The organism is Pseudomonadota bacterium (assembly GCA_018817425.1).
Lineage (GTDB): Bacteria > Desulfobacterota > Desulfobacteria > Desulfobacterales > RPRI01 > RPRI01.
The window spans coordinates 37166-59259 of the sequence record JAHITX010000004.1 but is presented as its reverse complement, the minus strand read 5'-3'; the positions used below and the strand labels follow the sequence as shown (position 1 = coordinate 59259).

The following is a 22094-nucleotide window of genomic DNA, read 5'->3' as shown; positions in this document are numbered from 1 at the left end:
CCTTTTACAGCACAGAAAAAATCTCTTTTTGAACCCATTTAAAAGCTATTTTTAACAGTTCCGTGTCATTTTGTTCGGCAGCTTTCATGTCATTTTTATCTATATAATCTTTCATATTTTCAGTTGAAAACAAATGCTTTCTGAAAGCATCGAGATCATATAAAGCCATACGAAACATAAAACTTGATTTAATATCCATTTCACCGGGCATTTTTTGATTTTTTATACTTATGATTTCCATCATCATATCATTCATTTCATTATAAGTTTCAATTTCCTGATCTTTAATCCACTCAGACACAGTCTGTTCTTTGCCATTTTCAAAGCCTTTGCAGTGAGGTTCCTGAATAAGGGCATAATACTCGGAAAGTTTGCCTGATTCTCTGTTGCGGGACAAAAGTCTTGCAACAGGATATGTCCGGCAAGAAGATGGCCGGTCTTCATATACCTTGCATCCGGAAGGTGTTATAAAAGGGCATTTCAATTCCGGAGCTTTATCTGTCTTAAGAGATAAAACAGGAAGGCCGGTTTCAGGCCCGGTGTGAAGAGTAGTATATTGTTCCAAAAATATTGCAGATGATATTTCAAGATTATTCTTAAGTCTCAAAATATCATATGGAAACAGAAACTGATTTAAATCACGACAACATTCATTAAAGCACGATAAAGTGCTTTTGCATGAAAATCGAAATTTATCATCTTTAAATAGCTGAATTAAATTTTCGTCCATAGCTTGTCCTTACACCTTACGGGTTCTCTATCCTTTACATGTTGTTAAAAAATCCGACACACATTCAAACAATAGCCATATTAACTTTACGCCGATTTATCTGTTATTTAAACCTGTTGCAAAGTATCATATCCAAAAACATTAATGGCATATGCCTTGCAGCTTTTTTCCGATATTATAGACTCCAAGCTATCTCAAAAAAATGATCGCGTTCAATGACAAGGTGTGAGGCGATAAAAAAGTGCAGCACATATCTAATATATGAGCATTTTGAAGAGCCTCACAACACCGTCAGAATATGTTTTATGTATTTTGAGATGGCTTGCAATAAACTGTTTCGAACAAATGAATCTTTTATACTTCTTTGATAATTAGGTAAAGGGATAAACAAAAAAATATTAAAAAACATATTTGTGTGTATTTTAATCCACCACTATATATGGTGGCCAATGTAACGAAGTAATCAATAATTTTCTAAATATAGCATATTGTAAACATTCATATCTTTTGATTTTTTGGTTGGCAAAAGTCCTTGACAATAAAAATACAGAGTGATATTAAAAATCTTTGATTGGCCAGTAAAATCAACATCTTGATTTTAAAGACAAAAATCCAAAGCCTTGATATATAAGGCTATAGAAAGACAAAGAAGATATATTGAACAGTAACAAGAAAGGGCTTTTTTGATAGTCCGTGTTATGAAGGGAGGTGCTTACAACTTAGAATTACATTAAACCCATTGGTATTATAATAAAAACCGTTAGACAATAGAAAAAATAAATTACACAACAATAGGAGGGATAATAAATGCCATCTTTTGTAATTGCTGAAAAATGTGATGGTTGTAAAGGCGGGGACAAAACAGCATGTATGTATATTTGCCCTAACGACCTTATGGTTCTTGACCCAACTGCAATGAAGGCTTACAATCAGGAGCCGGATCAGTGCTGGGAATGCTTTTCATGCGTGAAAATATGTCCTACTCAGGCGATTGAAGTTCGTGGCTATTCCGATTTCGTACCTCTTGGAAGCAGCATTATGCCTATGATGGGTACAGAGGATGTTATGTGGACATGTAAGTTCAGAAATGGCCTTATTAAACGCTTTAAGTTCCCCATCAGGACAACTCCTGAGGGTCAGGCTAATGCCTATTTAGATCTTAAAGGAAAAGATCTTGACAGTGCTCTTCTTTCAACAGAAGAGACTGATGGACGCGTACTTCCAGTACCTGCGAAATAAACAGGTTTGGTTAGCTTAAGTTTAAATTTAAAAGAATAATGATGAATAAAATTTCTTAAGGAGGATTTAATATGGCATTACCTAATAAACCTTTGGGTGAAACAAAGGCCGTCAAAGATCCGGCAGTTGAAGAGCTTGAAGTAGATATTCTTATAGTAGGTGGCGGTATGGCTGCATGCGGAACCGCTTTTGAAGTAAAGAAATGGGCTGCTCCGGATGCGAAAATATTACTGTGCGATAAAGCTGCCATGGAAAGAAGCGGCGCTGTTGCTCAGGGCCTTTCAGCTATAAATACATATATTGGTAAAAATACACCAGACGATTACGTCAGAATGGTACGTAACGACCTTATGGGTATTGTACGTGAAGACCTTATTTTTGACCTTGGTACTCATGTGGATGATTCAGTTCATCTTTTTGAAGAATGGGGACTTCCGGTATGGAAAAAAACTGCTGAAGGCAAGAACCTCGATGGTAAAAAAGGTCAGGCTGCCGGTACATTAAAAAGCGGTTCAGAGCCTGTCCGTACAGGTAAATGGCAGATAATGATCAATGGTGAATCATATAAGAGAATAGTTGCAGAAGCTGCAAAACTTGCTCTTGGAACAGATAATATTCTTGAACGCTGCTTCATCGTTGAATTGCTTCTTGATGCCAACAAGCCAAATCAGATTGCAGGCGCTGTTGGTTTTTCAGTTCGTGAGAACAAAGTTTATATCATCAAATGCAAAACCATGATGGTTGCATGCGGTGGTGCTGTTAATATTTATATGCCGAGAAGTGTTGGCGAAGGCAAAGGCCGCGCATGGTATCCAGTATGGAATGCAGGCTCCACATACACAATGTGTATGAAAGTTGGTGCCGAGCTTTCAATGATGGAAAACCGTTTCACCCCGGCTCGTTTTAAAGACGGTTATGGCCCGGTAGGTGCATGGTTCCTTCTTTTCAAGGCCAAAACACTTAACGGTCTTGGTGAAAACTTTGCAGCAAGTGATGCAGCAAAAGCAGAACTTCAAAAATATGCTCCTTATGGAACAGCTGCTGTTACACCGACCTGTCTGCGTAACCACCTCATGCTGTTTGAAATGAAAGCAGGACGCGGTCCGATCATAATGGATACAGTTACAGCTCTTGGTGAGCTTGGTAAAACCATGGACAAGAAAGAACTCAAACACCTTGAGTCTGAAGCATGGGAAGACTTCCTTGATATGACTTGTGGTCAGGCAAATCTGTGGTGTGCCCAGAACTGCGAGCCTGAAAAGAAGGTTTCCGAAGTTATGCCTACAGAACCGTACCTTCTTGGTTCACATTCCGGCTGCTGCGGCTTGTGGGCATCCGGCCCGGATGCTGCCTGGGTCCCCGACTCATATAAATGGGGAGATGCAGGAAAAATTTATAACCGTATGACCACAGTTGTCGGTCTGTTTACAGCTGGTGACGGTGTAGGTTGTTCAGGTCACAAGTTTTCTTCAGGGTCACATGCTGAAGGCAGAATTACTGCAAAGGAAATGGTAAAATTCGTACGTGATCATGCCGATTTCAAACCAGCTATTAAACAGAGTGCTCAGGAACTGGTTGATATGGTTTACAAGCCGGTAAGAACTTACCTTGAAAACTGCAATTATACAACTGCAGTTGATATTAATCCCAATTACATTAAACCTTCCGGAATGGCTTTAAGACTTATGAAAGCCACTCATGAATACGGTGCAGGAACAGCCACTTACTATCAGACAAGCAGCAAGAGTCTTGAAATTGTAATGGAACTTCTTGCAACAATGCGCGAAGACTGTGAAAAACTCGGTGCCGGTGATCTCCATGAACTTATGAGAGCATGGGAAATCTATCATCGTATATGGACAGTTGAAGCGCATCTGCGCCATATCCAGTTCCGTAAGGAAACTCGTTATCCAGGATTCTACTATCAAGCTGATTATCCGGGACAGGATGATGCAAACTGGTTCTGCTTTGTAAACTCAAAGTATGATCCGGCAAAGAAAGAATGGGATGTATTCAAGAAAGATTACGTCAAGATCATTCCTGATTAATTCTTTTATATGTATATGTTGTAGTTGAATAAACCTCCAGGTGTCGAAAGACGCTTGGAGGTTTTTATTAAGTTAAAACACAAAAATCAAGGCAATAAGACGATATCCTTATACAAATATCCGTTAGCTTAAGGTTTTTATATTAAAAAAGATTGACTTTTTTTAAAAGCAAATCTAATTGAAATAAAATCTTTAAGCATTCGGATATTTGTATCAGATATTAATTATTACAAACGATAATACTAATTTTTCAGATTATTATTATACTAACTTTATTAAGCACGGAGGGATAGCATGACAGCAGACAATACAGCTCCTGCTAGTGGAAGTATTTTAGTCGTCGGGGGCGGAATAAGCGGTTTGACCACTGCCCTTGAGGCTGCAGAGGTGGGGTATGAGGTCTTGGTAGTCGAAAAAAATCCTTATCTGGGCGGAAGGGTAGCACAGTTAAATCAATATTTTCCTAAGCTATGTCCTCCGACCTGCGGTCTTGAAATTAATTTCAGAAGGATTAAGGATAACCCCAAAATAAAAGTTTTCACACTGGCAGAAGTTCAAAAAGTTGAGGGTGAACCCGGAAACTATAATGTTCAGATCAAGATAAGCCCTAGATATGTTAATGAAAATTGTGTGGCTTGTGATGAATGTGTGAAGGTATGCCCTGTTGAAAGGAAAAATGATTTTAATTTCGGTCTTGACAATACTAAGACTATATACAGACCTTTTGAGATGTCATTTCCAATGAAATATGTGATAGATGGTGCCACATGCAAAGGTGCAGAATGTGCCAAATGCGTAGATGCCTGTAAATACAGTGCCATTGATCTTAACATGGAAGCAAAGACAATTGATCTGAAAGTCGGGGCAATTGTGTGGGCTACCGGATGGGCTCCATATGATGCTACTAAAATGGATAATCTTGGATTTGGTAAGCATCCAAATATTATAACAAACATGATGCTTGAAAGATACGCATCTCCAAACGGTCCTACAAAGGGGAAAATTATACGCCCATCAGATGGCAAAGCAATTGAAAGCATCGCCTTTGTTCAATGCGCCGGATCAAGAGATGAGAATCATCTGCCTTACTGTTCTTATATTTGCTGTATGGCGTCTTTAAAGCATGCGACTTATATAAGAGAGCAGTATCCGGATGCCAATATTTATATTTTCTATATAGATTTAAGGGCGCCCGGTTTAAGATATGAAAAATTTTATAATAAGATCAAAGAAGATGATAAAGTTTTTTTTATAAAAGGCAAAGTTGCGGAAGTAAGTGAAGATCCTGCTACAAACAATATTACTGTAGTTGCTGAAAATGCTGTAACCGGTGAAAAGATCAAACAGACTGTTGAAATGGCAGTTCTTGCTACCGGTATGCAACCGACAAATGCAGTAAGCAAACTGCCTGCTGATCTTAATTGCAATTCTGATGGTTTCATAATCAATAATTTTGAAAAAGGCGGAATGTTTGCTGCAGGATGTGCTAACAAGCCTGCCGACGTGGTATCATCAAACCAGAATGCTACCGGTATGGCCCTAAAGGCTATTCAAACCCTGGTGAGGAGGTAGGAGGTTATCCATGAATAAAAAATATGGCGTATATATATGCACTGGTTGCGGAATCGGGGAAGCTCTGGATATAGATAAGCTTAGCGAGGTTCCTAAAGAAGAAGGCGTTGGCATTGTTAAAACACATCCTTTTCTTTGCAGCAAGGAAGGAGTAGAGTTATTGCAGAAGGACATCGCCGATGAGGGTGTTAATGCCCTTGTGATTGGAGCCTGCTCCCGACGTGTCAATTTTGATATTTTCAGATTCGATGGCTGTCTTGTTGATCGTGTTAATTTAAGAGAGCAAGTGGTATGGACTCATCCAAGTACAAAAGGTGCGGAAGATGGGATAGACCATACCCAGATGATGGCCGAAGATTATATAAAAATGGGTGTAATTAAAACACAAAAGATTACACTTCCCGAACCATACAAACTTGATGCATTTTGCAAAAAGATTTTGGTTATCGGCGGTGGAATTGCCGGCATATCGGCAGCGCTTGACGCTGCAAAAGCCGGATACGAAGTAACAATTGTTGAAAAACAAGGCTCTATTGGCGGTTATGCCGCAAAGGTCAGAAAACAGTTGCCGATAGCAGATCCTTTCGAAAATATAATTCCCCCGATTATTTCCGACAAGATTAAAGAACTTGAGTCCTTCTCCAATATAACTGTTAAAACCAATACCCTTGTTGCAAGAATTGCAGGGCAACCCGGAGATTTTACTGTTACACTGAAAAAACCCGGTGAAAAAATAGAATATGACGTTCCTTTCCCGCTGCCTGATGAGATGAAAGTTGATGAAACAGGGAAAGAATATGACAAAGAGAAGCTGATTGAGCTTTATAAGGAATATAATGAAGGCAGAGTAGATATCCTTTCTTTTGATCCAAACGGCGAGAAATTCGGAGCTGTTATACTTGCAGCTGGATGGAGGCCATACAAGGCCAAAGAAAACGAATTCGCTCATCTTGGTTTTGGAACAATTCCTGATGTAGTTACCAATGTCCAGTTTGAGGAAATGGCTGCGAAAGGCAAAATTACACGTCCCTCAGACGGAAAAGAAGCTAAATCCGTTGCCTTTATTCAGAGCCCGGGGCAAGGTGGCAATGATAACGACTTCTCATTTTGTGGATCTGTTACAAGCCTTGTTGCACTCAAGCAGGCTAAATACGTCCGCGAAGATTATGCTGATGGTAAAGCTTATATATTTTATCAGCATATGCGAACGCCAGGTCTTATGGAAAACTTCTATAAGAGTTTGCAACAGGATGCCGGCATCTTTTTAACCAAGGGTGATGTCGCAGGTGTTTCAAAAAATGGCGATGGTTTAATTATCGAGGCAGATAATACTCTTCTTGGAGAAAAAATTAAAGTTAAAGCAGACATCGTTGTTCTTGCTACAGGCATGGTACCTGTAACAAAAGATGACCCTGTTATCAATCTCGCATACAGGCAGGGTCCCGGTTTTCGTGATATAGATCTTTTTGATAAATATACTGATTCCAATTTCATATGTTTTCCTTATGAAACACAAAGAACCGGTGTTTATGCAGCAGGATGTATAAGAAGAAGTATGACCATGGAAGAAACTATTGAAGATGCTACAGGAGCCGCCTTAAAAGCAATTCAATGTATTGAATCTTCTAACAGAGGTGTTTCCGTTCATCCAAGATCCGGTGATATGACATTCCCTGACTTTTTCTTCCAGAGATGTACACAGTGCAAGCGTTGCACGGAAGAATGTCCTTTCGGAGCATTAGATGATGATGAAAAAGGAACACCCAAACCCAACCCGACACGATGCAGACGTTGTGGAACCTGTATGGGTGCATGCCCTGAACGTATTATTGGTTTTGCCGATTATAACATTGACAGTGTTGGTTCAATGGTTAAAGCAATAGGTGTTCCATCGGAAGATGATTTTGATGAGCCACCGTTTAGAATTCTATGTCTTGTTTGCGAAAATGACGCTTATCCTGCTCTGGATATAGCGGGCATGAACAGACTTAATTATTCCAACACTATCCGCTTTGTTCCTGTAAGATGCCTTGGATCAACTAATGTTATATGGATAAAAGATGCCCTTTCACAGGGTATGGATGGCGTATGTCTGCTTGGTTGCAAGCATGGGGATGACTACCAGTGCCATTTTGTAAAAGGCAGTGAACTTGCAAGCATCAGAATGAAAAAGATAGGTGAAGCTTTACAGAGTCTGGCACTTGAGAATGAAAGGGTTGCACAGTTTGAAGTTGCAATTGATGAGTACGACAAAATTCCGAAGATTTTAGGTGATTTTGTAGAAATAATTGAGGGTCTTGGACCTAACCCATTTAAGGGATTCTGATATTTGTTTATGCCCCCCGCATTTAAATGCGGGGGGATAAACATTATAATATGGCTATAGAATTTCCATTGTTAAGGAGGTATTAGCATGACTGATAAATATCTGATTGAGCCTGATATAAATTTTATTAATGAGGTTGTTGGGCTTGGCGGAGATACATTGAAGAAATGCTTTCAATGCGCAACCTGTTCTGTAGTATGCCCCATTTCACCGGATACAAAACCATTTCCCCGAAAGGAAATGATTGCTGCATCCTGGGGGCTTAAAGACAGAGTTGTTAAAAACGCTGATATATGGCTTTGCCATAATTGCGGAGATTGTACCACAAAGTGTCCTCGTGGAGCAAAACCGGGTGATGTGCTTGGAGCATTACGTTCGATTGCAATTTCCGAATATGCTGTTCCAAAGGGATTAGGCAAAATAGTTAATGACCCCAAAAAGCTGCCTATATTAATTCTTATACCTGCTGTTTTATTCATAGTTGTAGGACTTGCTACCGGTTTACTTAATTTTTCACCGGAAGCCGGAGAAATTGCTCATTCAAAATTCTTTTCCACCTGGCTTGTTGACATGATTTTTGTTCCTCTTTCCATATGGGCTGTTTCAATTTTTGCGCTTGGTGTGAAAAACTTTTTAAATGACATCCATCAAGACGCTGTAATGAATGGAAAAACAAAAAAAGAAAATCTTGATATAAAAGAGTTTTTATCTTCTATTGTAAAAATTCTCCCTATGATTTTAAAACATGACAAATTTGAAGAATGCGGGGAAAATAAAGACAGAGCTTTGGCGCATAAGATGGTTCTATACTCATTTCTTGGCCTTGCTGTTGTTACAGGTGTATTTTGTGTCTTTTTATATATTCTTCATATCGAAGGTCCGTATTCACAGCTTAATCCTGTTAAGTGGCTTGCAAACATAAGCGGAATTGCTCTTGTTGCAGGTGCTTACCTTATGATTAAAAGCAGAATGGATAATGTCGATCAGGTAACCAGCTATAAGGATTGGTATCTTTTAGGACTTGTGATTGGTTTGGGCCTTACAGGGATGCTCACAGAAATGACTAGGCTTGCCCATATGGCAGGTGTTTCATATGCTCTTTATTTCATACATCTTATATTCGTATTCAATCTTTTTGCATTCCTGCCGTTTTCCAAGCTTGCACATCTTGTTTACAGAACGGTAGCTTTGGGATATGCAGAATACAGCAACAGGAAGTAATTAAAGTTTCTATATAAGAAATAATTAGAAACATTAAAACGAATAAAAAAAGGGAGATGCTTTGCATCTCCCTTTTTTTGTTATGTTAAGTATTTTTGTATATATACTTATTTGCCTATAGCTGCTCCATGCAATTTAACTTCAACTTTTTCAGTTAAGCCGGCATAGTATTCTTTAAGAATCACTAATACTTCATCGCGGCCGAAGTGATCCGGAATCGGGGTGCCTTCTGACAATCCCTTGCGAAGCGCTGTACCACTCAATATAACCCGGTCTGCTTTTGTATGCGGGCAAGTCCTGTGAGAAGCCATACCATCACACTTGAAGCAATAAAATGTCCAGTCGATCATAAGAGGCTTGCAAAGAAGTGCTTTGCCAGGCTCTTCCGGATGAGGAATTTTGTCAAAAATTGTCTGGGCTTCAAACATACCGTAAAAATCACCAACACCAGCATGGTCACGTCCGATGATCATGCGTGAGCAGCCATAGTTTTGACGGAATGTTGCGTGAAGAAGAGCTTCTCTGGGACCTGCATAACGCATATCAAGAGGATAACCGCCCTGAAGAACATTTTTTTCTACAAAATAATTCTTTACAAGAGCATCAATACATTTTACGCGGACATCAGCCGGGATATCGCCCGGTTTTAAATTACCAACAAGCGAGTGAATGAAAACGCCATCACATACTTCCACAGCTATCTTGCAAAGATATTCATGTGATCGATGCATTGGGTTTCTTAACTGTAATGCTGCTACTTCTTTCCATCCTCTTTCGTCAAAAATCTTTCTGGATTCGGCAGGTCTCATGTAAACTCCTGCATATTTTGAAGGAAATTCACCTTCGCTCAGAACTTTTACAGGCCCGGCAAGGCTGATAGTTTTTTGCTGCATAACCATCTGAACTCCTGGGTGATCCTGCTCTGCGATTTTCCAGAATTCTTCAGCTGTTTTTGTGCCTTCTCCCATATAAACTTTTTCACACTCAAATCTTTTATCTTTTTCGGTCATTTCAAATTTTTCGGTGACTTTCATAGTTGCCATAATCTCTTTTCTTTCAGGATCATTAAGCGCTATTTCATCACCAACTTTAATGCTGTCAGCTTCGGCTTGGGAAACAGACAGAGTAACCGGAATGGGCCAGAATGTGCCGTCTGCAAGAAGAAAATTTTCACAAACCCCTTTCCAGTCAGCTTTTGTCATAAAACCTGTCAGTGGGCTAAAGCCACCGATTCCCATCATTATCAAATCCCCGTTTTCTCTTGGGGAAACATCAATCTTTTTAAGTCCCTGGGCTTTTTTCTTTTCAGCTTCAAGCTCTGCTCCTTCGAGTAAGCAGCATGTTAAACCTTTTCCTCCATGAGGTGGTATTAAATTCGACATCTGTTAACTTCTCCTTTCAATCATTTTTTTGTTTTTTTAAATAAAAAAGCAACGGCTTTTTATGGATTCTTTTTTGAAAAATCAATCAAATAGAACATCTATTAAGAAATATGATATTTGTCAAGAATTATTGAATACACAAAGCAATTCTCAGTTTGCTACACGTTTGCCCTTAATCGTAGTGAAGATTATAATGCTAATGCTGCTGTTTAAAAGCACCTCGAATTGGCCAGGGCTCTCTTCAAAATGTTGTTTGGTATACGCCTTTCTATTTACCGCTTAACATTATAGAGGCGATATTAAGATATAAACCCTCTGAAGTTTCAAAAATTTCATAATCCTGAACGAAACGCTTTATATCTTGAAAAAGATGATTTTTACGATATATCAAATAGCTGAAAATCTCCTGTCGAACCTTTGGAAAATCATCCCCTTCTGTTGAAGAGCTGACTATACTTTCTATTTCTTTTAGAGATTGAGACTGATTCTCTTCCGGTAATAAAGATATATTCCATATGGCAATAGCTATGGATATAGCTTTTTTCTGATCTTCAAAATTATTGGCAGCATCTAAAAGCGGTGCGGCAAATTCAGTTATTATTTCTGACATTTTTTTTCTACTTGCCGGTGAAATTTCAAACTCAAATTTATTATCATCCACTCGCTCCCTTGCCCTTTGCAATAATTTCTCCTGACTTTCATTTATAGATTTTTTAAAACGACGTTGCTCCTTAAACTTTTTTCTCATACTCTTGGGTACTTTCAAATTCTTTTTTTTCTTTTTCATATTTTATAAGTCCTAATTATTTGCTGAACGATGAGCTGTGCCGCCCGGCTTTTTGGGTCGGTAGGGAATTGTTAAACGCTTTTATTTTTTCTTTGCCTTATTTGTTAGTATTTTGTATTGATCATAGCTAAATCCAAAATATGATTTCCTACCTAATAGACTAATTTTATCTCCTGATGCCAAAGATTCCCAATCAGCCTTGTTTATTCTGCAAACCTCATTATTTAGGAAATATTTATGCTCATTAATATACATACCATTTCTACAATACCTGACGGATCTTTTGGATTTTACTGTTACCACTAATTGCCCAGGTTCTGACACCAACATATGCAATGCAGAAGGAAGGCCAACTGAAATGGACATATATAAAATCAATGGAGATAAGAAGCAAATACCCAATAGTAATAAACTTGGTTTTTTCCCTTGTGCTTCTATATTTTTGTGAAATTTAGACGTTTTATTCAATAGTACAATAAAAAAATAAATGACGGTCAAAATATATACAATAATAGCAAGAACGCTGAAAGTAACAATAACATTATCGTTTACAAGTACACGCGAAAAAATAGGAAAAAATGAGAACCCGATTATAGCACAAAACAAGCTCACTCCGACCTTTTGCTTAAGAGATGATACTTCTTTAAAGAATAACGGCATATTTATACCTGTTGAACAATTAATATACGTAATATAATTTTACCTGATGCTGGAAACAAAATCTGTATGGAAAGTCCTTATTTTATGATGAAATATACAGTTTTTGTCAAATTATTAGTGAGATGTTTTGTGCAATAATAACCCAATATTATTTTTAACTTCGCAATCAAAGTAGAATTCAAGCATTAGGCTGTTTCAAATAACAGCACTATCTTCTTCTGTGTTGGGTCGGCGGACAGGAAAGTAATCAAACGGCATTACCGGATCTCTGAGAAGCAGGTCAATAGCTTCGGCTGCAGTTTGGGAGGCTTCTGGAAATGCTTTTGAAAGGGATCTTATGTGCCTTAAATTATCGGCGGTTCGCAAAATAAGCATCGCAAGATTACCTTCATCCATTTCAGACATTAAAACCGTTTTCTCCCAGGTCTCTCCGGAAGCCCAGGCATAAATTGTAGCGCAAGCCCTTAAGAAAAGTGGTCTTATCTCAAAACCGCTGTCAAACATCAGTTTGGCAAAGGGTAATAAGCCTTTTTTTACTTCAACAAAAGCTGAAACAAGTTTTACAGGAGTAAAACTTTTATCTATTCTATCATCCATTTCTCTTTCGTTTACAAACGATGCTATTATACCGGCAAGAAGTGCAGGATCTTTTTGGGGAAAAATTCCAAGCATGAATCCCTGTGCAATTATAAGAGGCTGATCTACCCGAAGCTGGGATGCCCACATTCCGTCTTCTGTTAATTTTCCGCTCTTTGCTACATATCCGGTTTCAACTAAAAAGTTAAGATGATGTGTGAATGCTTTCAATAAAAGAATAGTTCCGTTTTCGGAATGCTTTTTCCCCCGTTTTTCTTTCTCATTTTTTAAAATATAGGCAGCAAATGATTTTTTTAGCAGATCTTTAATCTGATCGGGAGAGTGCGAAAGCAAAAGATTTAAAACCATTGAAAAGTTAATCCTGATCTGGCTGGGAATATCAAGGGGTGAAGAATAAATAAGCTTTGCTATTAATCTGATATCAAGATATCTGCCGGGGATTGCGAGCATAAAGCCGATTTTATCCATGCCTCGTCTGCCGGCTCTTCCGGTCATCTGGTGAAATTCGGTTGATGAAAGAGGCAAAAACTCTTTTCCGTTGAAGCGGTCGGAATTAAGGAAGGCAACAGATCTTGCCGGAAAATTAACTCCGGCAGCAACCGTTGATGTAGCAAATACTGCATCAAGCAGCCCCTCGGTCATTAAAGTTTCTACCATTAGTTTCCATGAAGGGAGTTGTCCGCTATGATGAGAGGCAACCGCTAAATTTTCAAGTTTACCCAATTGACGATGAAATGAGATATGTGGGAGGGTTTTTTCAAGTTCTTTTATTCTTTCCTTAAGCTCTCTTTTGCGGGCATTTGAAATGCTGTGATTTAAACAAAGATTAAGGGCGGCATTACAATCGGCGCGGGATTTTAAGAAAAATATCACAGGCAAAAGACGGTACTTTTTAAGCGCAGCCAATATATCGCCAAAAGGAGGCAAAGTTTGAAAATAAGGCTGCATACGGGATTTTTTTGCCTTTAAAAAATCCCCCGTTTTTTTGAAAAGCTGCGCTCCGGCATCTGATGTAGTATTTGATAAAAGCGGCAGAAGTGTTCCGGTGGGATGAAGAAAAAGCGGAAAAAGTGGTACTGGCCTTTTTTCTTCACTGATAACAATGCAGTTTTTGTTTCTGACAGATGACAGCCAGGATGCTATCTGATGGGCATTTCCGATTGTTGCCGAAAGCATTAAAAGAGGAATTCTTGCGGGAAGATATATCATTGTTTCTTCCCATACAACGCCTCTTTCCTCATCGCCAAGAAAATGGGCTTCGTCAAGAACCACAAAATCGGTCGCAAGGGTTACACCATGATGCATTGCATCATAGAGCTGGTTTCTTAATATCTCAGTTGTTCCGACTATAATGGGAGCATCGGGATTTTCTTTCCTGTCTCCGGTCAGTATGCCGACATTGTGCGAGCCGAATATTGCAGAAAACTCATGATATTTTGAATTGGATAAAGCCTTTAATGGAGAAGCATACCATGATTTTTCCCCTTTCCCGAATACTTTTGCGATAGCCTGCTCGGCTATCCAGGTCTTGCCTGCGCCTGTTGGAGCGGTAACAAGGCAATCCGCTTTTTCTATTGCTTCTATTGCATTTAATTGAAAAGGATCAGGTTTAAATTCGGTATGCTCCGGAACTCCGATAGAAGCAAAAACTTTTTTTAATTCCCCGTCTGCATTAGGCCTTATCTTAGTTGCTGTGGCTCGTTTGCCCGAAAGTCTTTTATCAGGAAAATATCGTTTCCTCATTTTTCAGTCAGTCCGGCAATTACCTTTTCAATTTCTATTATAGCACTGGTTTCATAGTCAAAAGGAGCTATCCCATTAAGATCGGCTTCAATAAGGGCATCATCGTATGGAATAAAACAGGCAAATTCAAAACCCGGAAGGTTCTCTTTTAAAAATGTGATGTCTTTATCACTTCTTATCTTGTTTCCAACAAGTGATAGATTCTTAAGACCTATTTCGGAAGCCAGTTTTTTGATATGTCCGGCGGTTTCTATGCTGCGGCGTCCCGGCTCAACTACTATAAAAAGCTTGTCAACAGCCTGTGCGGTAGCCCTGCCAAGATGCTCGATGCCTGCTTCCATATCCATAACCACAACTTCATCTCTTGAAAGTACTACATGCGTTACAAGCGCTTTTAAAAGGGTGCTTTCGGGGCATATGCAGCCTGACCCGCCTTTTTTTACTCCGCCAAGCCTCATAAGCTTGATGTTTTCAAATTTCGCGGACAAAGATTCCGGCAGATCATCCACTTTCGGATTCAGTTTGAAAAAACCGCCTATGGTTCCGGGTTGTGCTTCAGTTCTTTCAAAAATAAGATCTTTCATTTCTGCTATAGGTACTATTTTGTCCGCTCCCTTAATCCCAACTGCTGCTGCAAGATTGGCATCAGGATCAGCGTCTATTGCGAGCACATGTTTGCCTTTTTTGTTTAAAGCCCGTATCAAAAGAGCCGAAAAAGTAGTTTTGCCAACCCCACCTTTGCCGCTTACTGCTATTTTCATCTTGGAATCCTTTCCATTATATATAGAACATTATAAATGTTAATCAGTTATATACCTTATTTTAAGGTATACCACCGGGATGTTATGCGGGCAAGGGAATAATACTGCCAAGATATATCAAAAAAAAATAGCACCCACTGACAAGGTGTAAGGTTATGAAAAAGCGCAGCATCTATCTAATATCTATGATATATACCAGTCACGACATTATATAATAATCTGTCATCCGTTGATTTAGAAAAGGGCATAGATGAACGGTGCTACCACACTGCTTTCCGTAAACACGATAATAATACCGAAAAGTCCTAAAACAATTATAATCGGTAACAGCCAGTATTTTTTACGGGCCTTTATAAATTCCCAGAATTCGCTGACAATCGACTGATTGGCCATGGTTTCTCCTTAAAATCTTTTTGTAAATCGTTCTTTTGGCTGGGCAGGTTCGGCTCTTTCGACCCAGTAGGATGCAGCCTCCTTATCCGGCCTGGTCGGCAGTGGTACGCCACCAAAAATTCGTTTGATAAATCCAGCCGGGGTAATCACCAGGTAATAAGCAAGCGCCAGAATCAAGCCGGTTACTACGGTACCTATAAAATGGGCTATTTTCATCCACCCCTGATGTATAGGAGCCATTGGACCGGGCAGCAGGATAAAACCAATGCCCAAGATACTCAATGTTCCAAAGAAATAAGTAGGCGTAGTCTTTTGCGTCCATATTCCTACACCACACAGGGTTCCGAAAAAAAGAAATGCAATGATACCGAATTTTCGAATTTCGCGTTTATCAGTCAAGTTCGAGTTTATCACGCCAATTATCCTTTTCTTGCCAGACCGGCTGTTCTTCCTTGAAAAGCATGCAGTTTTCGATCACCAGAACATCTATTTCAGTTCTCATAAAACAGCGGTATGCATCCAACGGAGAACAGACAATCGGCTCCCCTCGCACATTAAAGCTTGTATTGACTATTACAGCGCATCCGGTCAAGTCCTCAAATGCTTTGATAACACCGTGGTAATCCGGCTTATCGGCCTGATTAACTGTTTGCAGCCGTGCTGAATAATCCAGGTGCGTAACAGCCGGTATGTCGCTACGCTTGATTTTGAGACGCTCCATCATATTTTTCCCATCGGAAGGCGGAACCGGGGGTTGCGACAGGCACCTTTTCTGGCAGACCTTGGATACCAGAAGCATAAAAGGACTTGGCCTGTCGATATCGAAATATTCGCCCGCCTTTTCTTCCAAAACTGATGGTGCAAAAGGCCTGAATGACTCGCGATACTTGATTTTTAAATTCATGGTTGTTTGGGTATCCTCGCGCCTGGCATCTCCGAGAATACTGCGTGCTCCCAATGCCCGCGGACCGAATTCCATACGGCCTGCCATATAACCGACGATCTTGCCATTTGCAATCTGACCGGCTATCTGCTGTGCGCGCTTATCTTCGGTCATTTCATGGTATGGGTACTTGTTTTCCTCAAGAAAACGGCGAATACCCTGCATATGAAAATCAGGTCCCAGATAGGTCTGCATGCCATGGGTATATGAATGCACATTTTTGCGGGGATTGCCCAGAAAACGGTGCCAGACAGAAAGCGCAGCACCGACGGCGCAGCCCGCATCACCGGCAGCCGGTTGAATCCAGACATCCTTGAAAGGCCCTTCAGCAATCAGTTTGCCGTTTGCCACGCAGTTCAGTGCCACACCACCGGCCATACAAACGTTTTTCAGTCCTGTTTCTTTATGCACATGACGAGCCATCTTCATGACGATATCTTCGGTAACGGCTTGAATGCTGGCAGCAATGTCCATCTCTCTTTTGGTGATCCGGCTTTCAGGCTTTCTTGCCGGGCCGCCGAATAGTTTGGCAAAGCGGCGGTTAGTCATGCGCAGGCCGCCAAGGAAATCAAAATATGTCAAATTCAATCGAATCGATCCGTCGGCTTTGACATCCACCAGCTTGTCAAGGATAATATTCTTGTATATCGGCTCACCGTATGGTGCAAGTCCCATCAGCTTATATTCACCGGAATTGACACGAAAACCCGTGAAATAGGTAAACGCCGAATAAAGCAAACCCAATGAATCGGGAAAATGAAGCTCCTTGAGCAGTGTTATTTCGTTTCCCTTCCCGTAGCCATAACTGGCCGTAGCCCATTCGCCGACACCATCTATGGTCAGGATGGCAGCCTCCTCGAAAGGAGAAGGGAAAAATGCTGATGCTGCATGTGCCTCGTGATGTTCGGTAAAAAGAACATCGCCTTCATAGCCGATCTTTTCCCGGATAATTTTGGGAATGTGCAGCTTTTGTCCAAGCCACAAGGGCATGGCTTGCATCCAGGAGCGCAAACCTTGCGGTGCTACGGTTAAGTAGCTCATCAGCAAACGCTCGAAAGTAAGAAAAGGCTTATCGTAAAATACAACATAGGACAGGTCAGAAACTGAAATCTGCTCTGTTTTCAGGCAAAAGTCTATCGCATTTTCCGGAAAACGAGGGTCATGTTTTTTTCTGGTGAATCTTTCCTCCTGGGCAGCGGCTAAGATCAATCCATCTTTTACGAGACAGGCCGCACTGTCATGATAGAAACAACTGATGCCCAAAATGTAGGTCGATTTTTGTTTTTCGTTTATCATACCAAATGTATCACCCTTTGTTTTGAAGGCTGCATTTGCAATCAGCAACACTGTCTAAAAACGATGCTTACGTCAAAAGCTACTGAACTTGCGTTCGTGGCGTATCCAGATAATGCCAGAGCAGATCAGCCACCAATGAGTGTCCTTCTGAAGTCCAGTGCTGATCATATGTATAATACACTTGCACACCCTGATCAAGAGCCTCCCGCAAGGTAGCCGTAGTGCTTAGAAATTCAATTCCTTTTTTACTGCAATATGATGCAACCAGGTTTTCACAATTATCCAGATTAGCATACAGCTTTTGCCGAACCTGAGCAGCGGAAAGAGAAGTGTTCTTTTTTAGCGATATGAATTTATAGATTTCATCATCAGTCAGGCGTTCCTTCAAGAGCGGCATGATTACATGGGGTTTATCCGGCGCATAAAGGATCACCAGCCGAATTCCATGCTCTTTACACATTTGGTTAAGAGCATCAATTGCCTTGCGAATCGTCTTCCAGCCGCCTGATGCTGCCAGGTTGTCCATATCGGTATAATGGCAAAGCAAGCGTTTGACATTGAAATGATAATAAGTATCCCGATCGGGAGGAACTGCCACCGGCAACCAGCTATGAAACTGCTGCTGAATGAATTTAGCCGGAGCCTTTGTGTGTTCTTGCTGATCGGCTGTATGCAAGTCCGCTGCGGCTTTTACAAATTGTGAACCTATGTGCCCTTTGCCGATGGTAAATTTTTGCATAAAAAAAAGTTTAACTGCAATAACCACCGGCGAAGTTTTAACATAGGTCTTGAAACGATATCTGAAAGATGAATATTTGTAAGCGCGGTCGACAAGTTCCCCTGAACCCCGGAAATCATTGCCCTCGTAAAACATGCATACCACAATCCGCGGATGTTTTTCTACTCCCCATTTTCGACATATTTCAACATAGTTACTCGGGCTACCCCCCGACATGCCAAGATTATAAAGCGTATGGCCGCTTTTGGCAGCATATAGCACCGGCCAGGCCTGATCATCTGAAACCCCCGAACCCTCGGTAAAAGAATCGCCTAGCGCTACCACTTCGGAGCTATCGGGAACACTCTTGTTTCTAAAGCCGAGATTGTCTACCGTCAAAGTAAACGGCACATCCGGATGACCGGGGGGCTTTTCAATCAGCATGTGCAGACTATCTGGCAGATCCTGAAATATCCCTGTTGTGCGGGTATTCGGCGGGCGGTGATATATATTTTCTGTGGAAACATAGCGGGCTGTTTTGCGTGTTGCCCGCAACCCGAAATCAAGCATCATCACCCCAAATATGATGCCGATGAATACGGCAGTAGTTCTAAAAATACGCTCGCGGCGATTTCTTGTATCGGCCCACAGGAGATACAGAACCGGCCAGGTAAGCAACAAACCGAATATCATGACCGTAAAGCGGTCTAACGAGTAGCGTCCCAGCAATATATCGCGATCCTGCGCAATCAGATAGGCAACATTGCTGGGCATCACCCACCAGATAAGATGCAACAAACATAATATAGCCGTGATGACCCATTTGATTTTGTTTTGTTTCATTTCAGAAAATTATCATCCTTAAATAAATATTAATAGTTAATTCCGACAATAGTTTTCGTTTGCGAGAAAAAAGCAAAAAAGTTTTATGCCATACTTGCAAGACTTTTTCAAGATGGATAACTGCCCCGGGTGCAACAAAAACAATTGGGAAAGATATGTATCAAAGTCATATCAATTTGAAAAAGTAAAGATAATTCAGGGGTTGGGAAGTTATAAATCCCCTAACTATTTGAATAATATATAAAATGAAACTATAGGCGTTTGATTGTTATAAGTGCATGGATACACTCCAAAAACATTCGGAGGGTTGTACATATACTATATTTGAAAATAGTACCAACGAAGCTAACAACAAAACCAAAAGAAAAGTTTTTTTCATAGAAATTGGCTCTATCGTTTTTTTGTTTTGCCACTATCTATGGCTTTCATATATAATGCATGTCCGAGAATAAAGGGGATTTTGTATTTGTTGCAGAAATCAGATATCCAGTACCAGCAAAAAACACATTCAACAGCGATAATGATATGCTTCAGATACGGTGAGATCAGTTCTAAAAGCATTTCCGGGTCTGTTTTAATATTCTGATGCACGAGTGATTTGCCCTTTTCATCTACGATGCATACATACATTTTGGTAAAGGGGCTGATATCAATGCAACAGATAAATATGATAGATTCATAAAAAGTCCGACTATTTTAAAAAATTTTCCCCCTGCACTCTCGCTTCATCATTTCTTCATATTTATTTTGGTATAAAACTATTCAAAAATTATTGAGGAAAATATTATGCCTAAAACTACAGATCCGACTTTAAGGTATTCAGCACTTGCCGACGCCTCTTATATATTAGGAAGCAGTGCAATCTTTCTGCTATTGTTCGCTATCAGCCGTACGCTGCTGTTATTTAGAAATAGCAATCTGATCGGCAATACTCCAATATCCGATCTGCTTATGTCCTATGCAATCGGATTTCGTTTCGATCTGATTATGACCAGCTACACAATGATCCCACTTTTACTTGGCATGCTTATCCCTGTAGGTTTATACCACCGCAAAATTTGGAATTTCTGGCTTGGTATTGCAATAATTCTTTTTAGTTTTCTTGCTGTCCTTGAATTGGACTTTTATCATGAATTTCATACCCGTTTAAACAGCTTGGTATTTCAGTATATCAAAGAAGATCCTAAAACGGTTATGAACATGTTATGGTACGGATTTCCGGTTGTGCGTTACTTGCTTTTGTGCGGTTTGCTTGCCGGTTTGTCGTTTCTTGCATTGCGTCAGGTTGATCGCCGTACCCGCCGCCCTGGCAAACACAACCGCTACCCTTTGCGACTCTTGATTTCTATTGTACTAATACTGATTGGAGTATTTTCAATGCGCGGTGGAACCGTTGGTCACGGCCCCCCAATTCGCTGGGGTGATGCATTTCACAGTACCCATATTTTTGCAAATCACCTGTCATTAAACGGATCATTTATGCTGGCCAAAACTGTTGAACAATCCCTGAAACACCGGAAAAAAAATCCATGGCTGAACAAAATGGATAGGCAGGAGGCACTGACTCTTGTACAAAAGGAATGGACACTTCCTCAGGAAACACTGATAAACCCGAAACAATTTCCTCTGCTTCGCCGCTTTGATCCTTCATCTTCCTCACCGCCTTCTCAATATAAAAACGTTGTTTTTATTTTGCTGGAAAGTTTTAGCGCACAAAGAACCGGGGTGTTTGGCAACAGTTTAAATGTTACCCCTTATTTTGATAAACTGACACAAGACGGTTTACTGTTTGACCATATTTTTTCAAACGGAACACACACTCATCAGGGTATGTTCGCCAGTCTGGGTTGTTTCCCAAATTTGCCTAACTATGAATATCTGATGCAGCAACCGGAAGGAGCATATAGATTTTCAGGGCTTGCTAAAGTGCTTTCCGAACGTAATTACGATAATGTTTTTGTTTATAATGGAGATTTCAACTGGGACAACCAGGGCGGCTTTTTCCGCCAACAGGGTGTTAATAAATTTATAGGGCACGATGATTATATAAATCCTCGTTTAACAGATCCGGTATGGGGTGTTACCGATGAAGATATGTTTGATCGCGCTTTTGAAGAAATTGTGAAGCTGGAAAAGAACAATAATCCTTATTTTGCCATATTACAGTCAGTATCCAACCACGTTCCTTATTTTCTTCCCTCGCCCTTACCCGTTAAAAAAGTAATGGTAAATGGAGTAGAGGATGCGCATCTTACTGCTATGCGTTATTCGGATTATGCACTGGGGCAGTTTTTTGAAAAAATTAAAAACCACGGTGGTTTCGACAACACTCTTTTTGTAATAACAGGCGATCATGGTTTCGGAGGCAGTGTGCAGATTACGGATATGGATTTATATCGTTTTCATGTGCCCCTTCTTTTTATCGGAAAAGATATCCGGTCTATCTTCGGTAAAACCTCTATGGTAGCCGGCTCCCAGGTAGATATAGTACCCACTGTTATGGGCATGCTGGGCGGAAGTTATGTACACCACTGCTGGGGAAGAGATTTATTGGCTCTGCCGGAGGATGATCATGGTTTTGCAGTAATTAAACCTTCAGGAAATGATCCTATGGTTGCCTTGATAAAAGGGGAAACCATATTAATCCAGGCGCCAGATACCGAACCAAAATTATACGGGTATCATATTTATCCCTCAATGTCTGCCAAACCGCTTGATGATCCCCAAAGGCTAAAGCAAATGCAAAAATCTTTGAATGCTTATCTGCAAACAGCAACAAGCGCATTGTTGAATAATAGTGTCGGACACAATGATGAAATAAACCAGGAATAAATA

At 40.3% G+C, this 22094-nt stretch carries 16 protein-coding genes; 6 read left to right on the top strand and 10 right to left on the bottom strand.

Going from position 1 to position 22094, the window contains the following annotated elements; genetic code table 11:
- Nucleotides 1-4 precede the first annotated feature (4 nt).
- The gene (locus KKC46_01050; GenBank protein MBU1052401.1) at nt 5-730 is read right to left on the bottom strand and encodes a YkgJ family cysteine cluster protein; all 726 of its coding nucleotides are present in this window, start codon (nt 728-730) and stop codon (nt 5-7) included.
- 807 nt (nt 731-1537) lie between these two features.
- On the opposite strand from KKC46_01050, the gene aprB reads away from it, so the two are divergent.
- The 5 genes from aprB to qmoC all read left to right on the top strand — a co-directional run bounded on the left by aprB (nt 1538) and on the right by qmoC (nt 9136).
- Nucleotides 1538-1969 (top strand): adenylyl-sulfate reductase subunit beta, encoded by a 432-nt coding sequence (aprB, locus tag KKC46_01045; GenBank protein MBU1052400.1) that lies wholly within the window; start codon nt 1538-1540, stop codon nt 1967-1969.
- 71 nt (nt 1970-2040) lie between these two features.
- Nucleotides 2041-4017 (top strand): adenylyl-sulfate reductase subunit alpha, encoded by a 1977-nt coding sequence (gene aprA / locus KKC46_01040; protein ID MBU1052399.1) that lies wholly within the window; start codon nt 2041-2043, stop codon nt 4015-4017.
- 294 nt (nt 4018-4311) lie between these two features.
- Complete coding sequence (locus KKC46_01035; GenBank protein MBU1052398.1) at nt 4312-5589, top strand: CoB--CoM heterodisulfide reductase iron-sulfur subunit A family protein; 1278 nt, start codon at nt 4312-4314, stop codon at nt 5587-5589.
- A 10-nt stretch (nt 5590-5599) separates the two neighbouring features.
- A complete protein-coding gene (locus tag KKC46_01030) occupies nt 5600-7915 on the top strand; it encodes an FAD-dependent oxidoreductase (protein MBU1052397.1) in 2316 nt (771 codons plus the stop codon).
- A gap of 87 nt (nt 7916-8002) precedes the next feature.
- Nucleotides 8003-9136, top strand: a complete 1134-nt coding sequence (gene qmoC, locus KKC46_01025) for a quinone-interacting membrane-bound oxidoreductase complex subunit QmoC (protein ID MBU1052396.1) — start codon at nt 8003-8005, stop codon at nt 9134-9136.
- 107 nt (nt 9137-9243) lie between these two features.
- Here qmoC and sat read toward each other — a convergent pair whose 3' ends face one another.
- The 9 genes from sat to KKC46_00980 all read right to left on the bottom strand — a co-directional run bounded on the left by sat (nt 9244) and on the right by KKC46_00980 (nt 19259).
- Complete coding sequence (sat, locus tag KKC46_01020; GenBank protein ID MBU1052395.1) at nt 9244-10518, bottom strand: sulfate adenylyltransferase; 1275 nt, start codon at nt 10516-10518, stop codon at nt 9244-9246.
- 268 nt (nt 10519-10786) lie between these two features.
- Complete coding sequence (locus KKC46_01015) at nt 10787-11305, bottom strand: hypothetical protein (protein MBU1052394.1); 519 nt, start codon at nt 11303-11305, stop codon at nt 10787-10789.
- Nucleotides 11306-11386: 81 nt separating this feature from the next.
- Nucleotides 11387-11965, bottom strand: a complete 579-nt coding sequence (locus KKC46_01010) for a hypothetical protein (protein ID MBU1052393.1) — start codon at nt 11963-11965, stop codon at nt 11387-11389.
- A gap of 195 nt (nt 11966-12160) precedes the next feature.
- Nucleotides 12161-14305, bottom strand: a complete 2145-nt coding sequence (locus KKC46_01005) for a DEAD/DEAH box helicase (GenBank protein MBU1052392.1) — start codon at nt 14303-14305, stop codon at nt 12161-12163.
- The gene (locus tag KKC46_01000; protein ID MBU1052391.1) at nt 14302-15066 is read right to left on the bottom strand and encodes an AAA family ATPase; all 765 of its coding nucleotides are present in this window, start codon (nt 15064-15066) and stop codon (nt 14302-14304) included. The genes KKC46_01005 and KKC46_01000 overlap by 4 nt, the downstream gene beginning before the upstream one ends.
- A 234-nt stretch (nt 15067-15300) precedes the next feature.
- Nucleotides 15301-15459: a hypothetical protein gene (locus KKC46_00995; protein MBU1052390.1), complete on the bottom strand. Its 159-nt coding sequence runs from the start codon at nt 15457-15459 to the stop codon at nt 15301-15303.
- Nucleotides 15460-15468: 9 nt separating this feature from the next.
- Nucleotides 15469-15873, bottom strand: coding sequence for a hypothetical protein (locus tag KKC46_00990; protein ID MBU1052389.1), 405 nt, complete (start codon nt 15871-15873; stop codon nt 15469-15471).
- Nucleotides 15851-17698 carry a carbamoyltransferase gene (locus tag KKC46_00985; protein ID MBU1052388.1) on the bottom strand — a complete coding sequence of 616 codons (1848 nt, stop codon included), beginning with the start codon at nt 17696-17698 and terminating at the stop codon, nt 15851-15853. Before KKC46_00985 ends, KKC46_00990 begins: the two co-directional genes overlap by 23 nt.
- A 79-nt stretch (nt 17699-17777) precedes the next feature.
- Nucleotides 17778-19259 carry a hypothetical protein gene (locus KKC46_00980; protein ID MBU1052387.1) on the bottom strand — a complete coding sequence of 494 codons (1482 nt, stop codon included), beginning with the start codon at nt 19257-19259 and terminating at the stop codon, nt 17778-17780.
- A gap of 786 nt (nt 19260-20045) precedes the next feature.
- Here KKC46_00980 and KKC46_00975 point away from each other — a divergent pair.
- Entirely contained in the window at nt 20046-22091 is a 2046-nt protein-coding gene (locus KKC46_00975; protein ID MBU1052386.1) for an LTA synthase family protein, read from the top strand.
- The last annotated feature ends 3 nt before the right edge of the window (nt 22092-22094 follow it).

Coding starts and splice junctions, on each gene's coding strand:
- KKC46_01050 (MBU1052401.1), bottom strand. CDS start 730: ATGGACGAAAATTTAATTCAGCTATTTAAAGATGATAAATTTCGATTT.
- aprB (MBU1052400.1), top strand. CDS start 1,538: ATGCCATCTTTTGTAATTGCTGAAAAATGTGATGGTTGTAAAGGCGGG.
- aprA (MBU1052399.1), top strand. CDS start 2,041: ATGGCATTACCTAATAAACCTTTGGGTGAAACAAAGGCCGTCAAAGAT.
- KKC46_01035 (MBU1052398.1), top strand. CDS start 4,312: ATGACAGCAGACAATACAGCTCCTGCTAGTGGAAGTATTTTAGTCGTC.
- KKC46_01030 (MBU1052397.1), top strand. CDS start 5,600: ATGAATAAAAAATATGGCGTATATATATGCACTGGTTGCGGAATCGGG.
- qmoC (MBU1052396.1), top strand. CDS start 8,003: ATGACTGATAAATATCTGATTGAGCCTGATATAAATTTTATTAATGAG.
- sat (MBU1052395.1), bottom strand. CDS start 10,518: ATGTCGAATTTAATACCACCTCATGGAGGAAAAGGTTTAACATGCTGC.
- KKC46_01015 (MBU1052394.1), bottom strand. CDS start 11,305: ATGAAAAAGAAAAAAAAGAATTTGAAAGTACCCAAGAGTATGAGAAAA.
- KKC46_01010 (MBU1052393.1), bottom strand. CDS start 11,965: ATGCCGTTATTCTTTAAAGAAGTATCATCTCTTAAGCAAAAGGTCGGA.
- KKC46_01005 (MBU1052392.1), bottom strand. CDS start 14,305: ATGAGGAAACGATATTTTCCTGATAAAAGACTTTCGGGCAAACGAGCC.
- KKC46_01000 (MBU1052391.1), bottom strand. CDS start 15,066: ATGAAAATAGCAGTAAGCGGCAAAGGTGGGGTTGGCAAAACTACTTTT.
- KKC46_00995 (MBU1052390.1), bottom strand. CDS start 15,459: ATGGCCAATCAGTCGATTGTCAGCGAATTCTGGGAATTTATAAAGGCC.
- KKC46_00985 (MBU1052388.1), bottom strand. CDS start 17,698: ATGATAAACGAAAAACAAAAATCGACCTACATTTTGGGCATCAGTTGT.
- KKC46_00980 (MBU1052387.1), bottom strand. CDS start 19,259: ATGAAACAAAACAAAATCAAATGGGTCATCACGGCTATATTATGTTTG.
- KKC46_00975 (MBU1052386.1), top strand. CDS start 20,046: ATGCCTAAAACTACAGATCCGACTTTAAGGTATTCAGCACTTGCCGAC.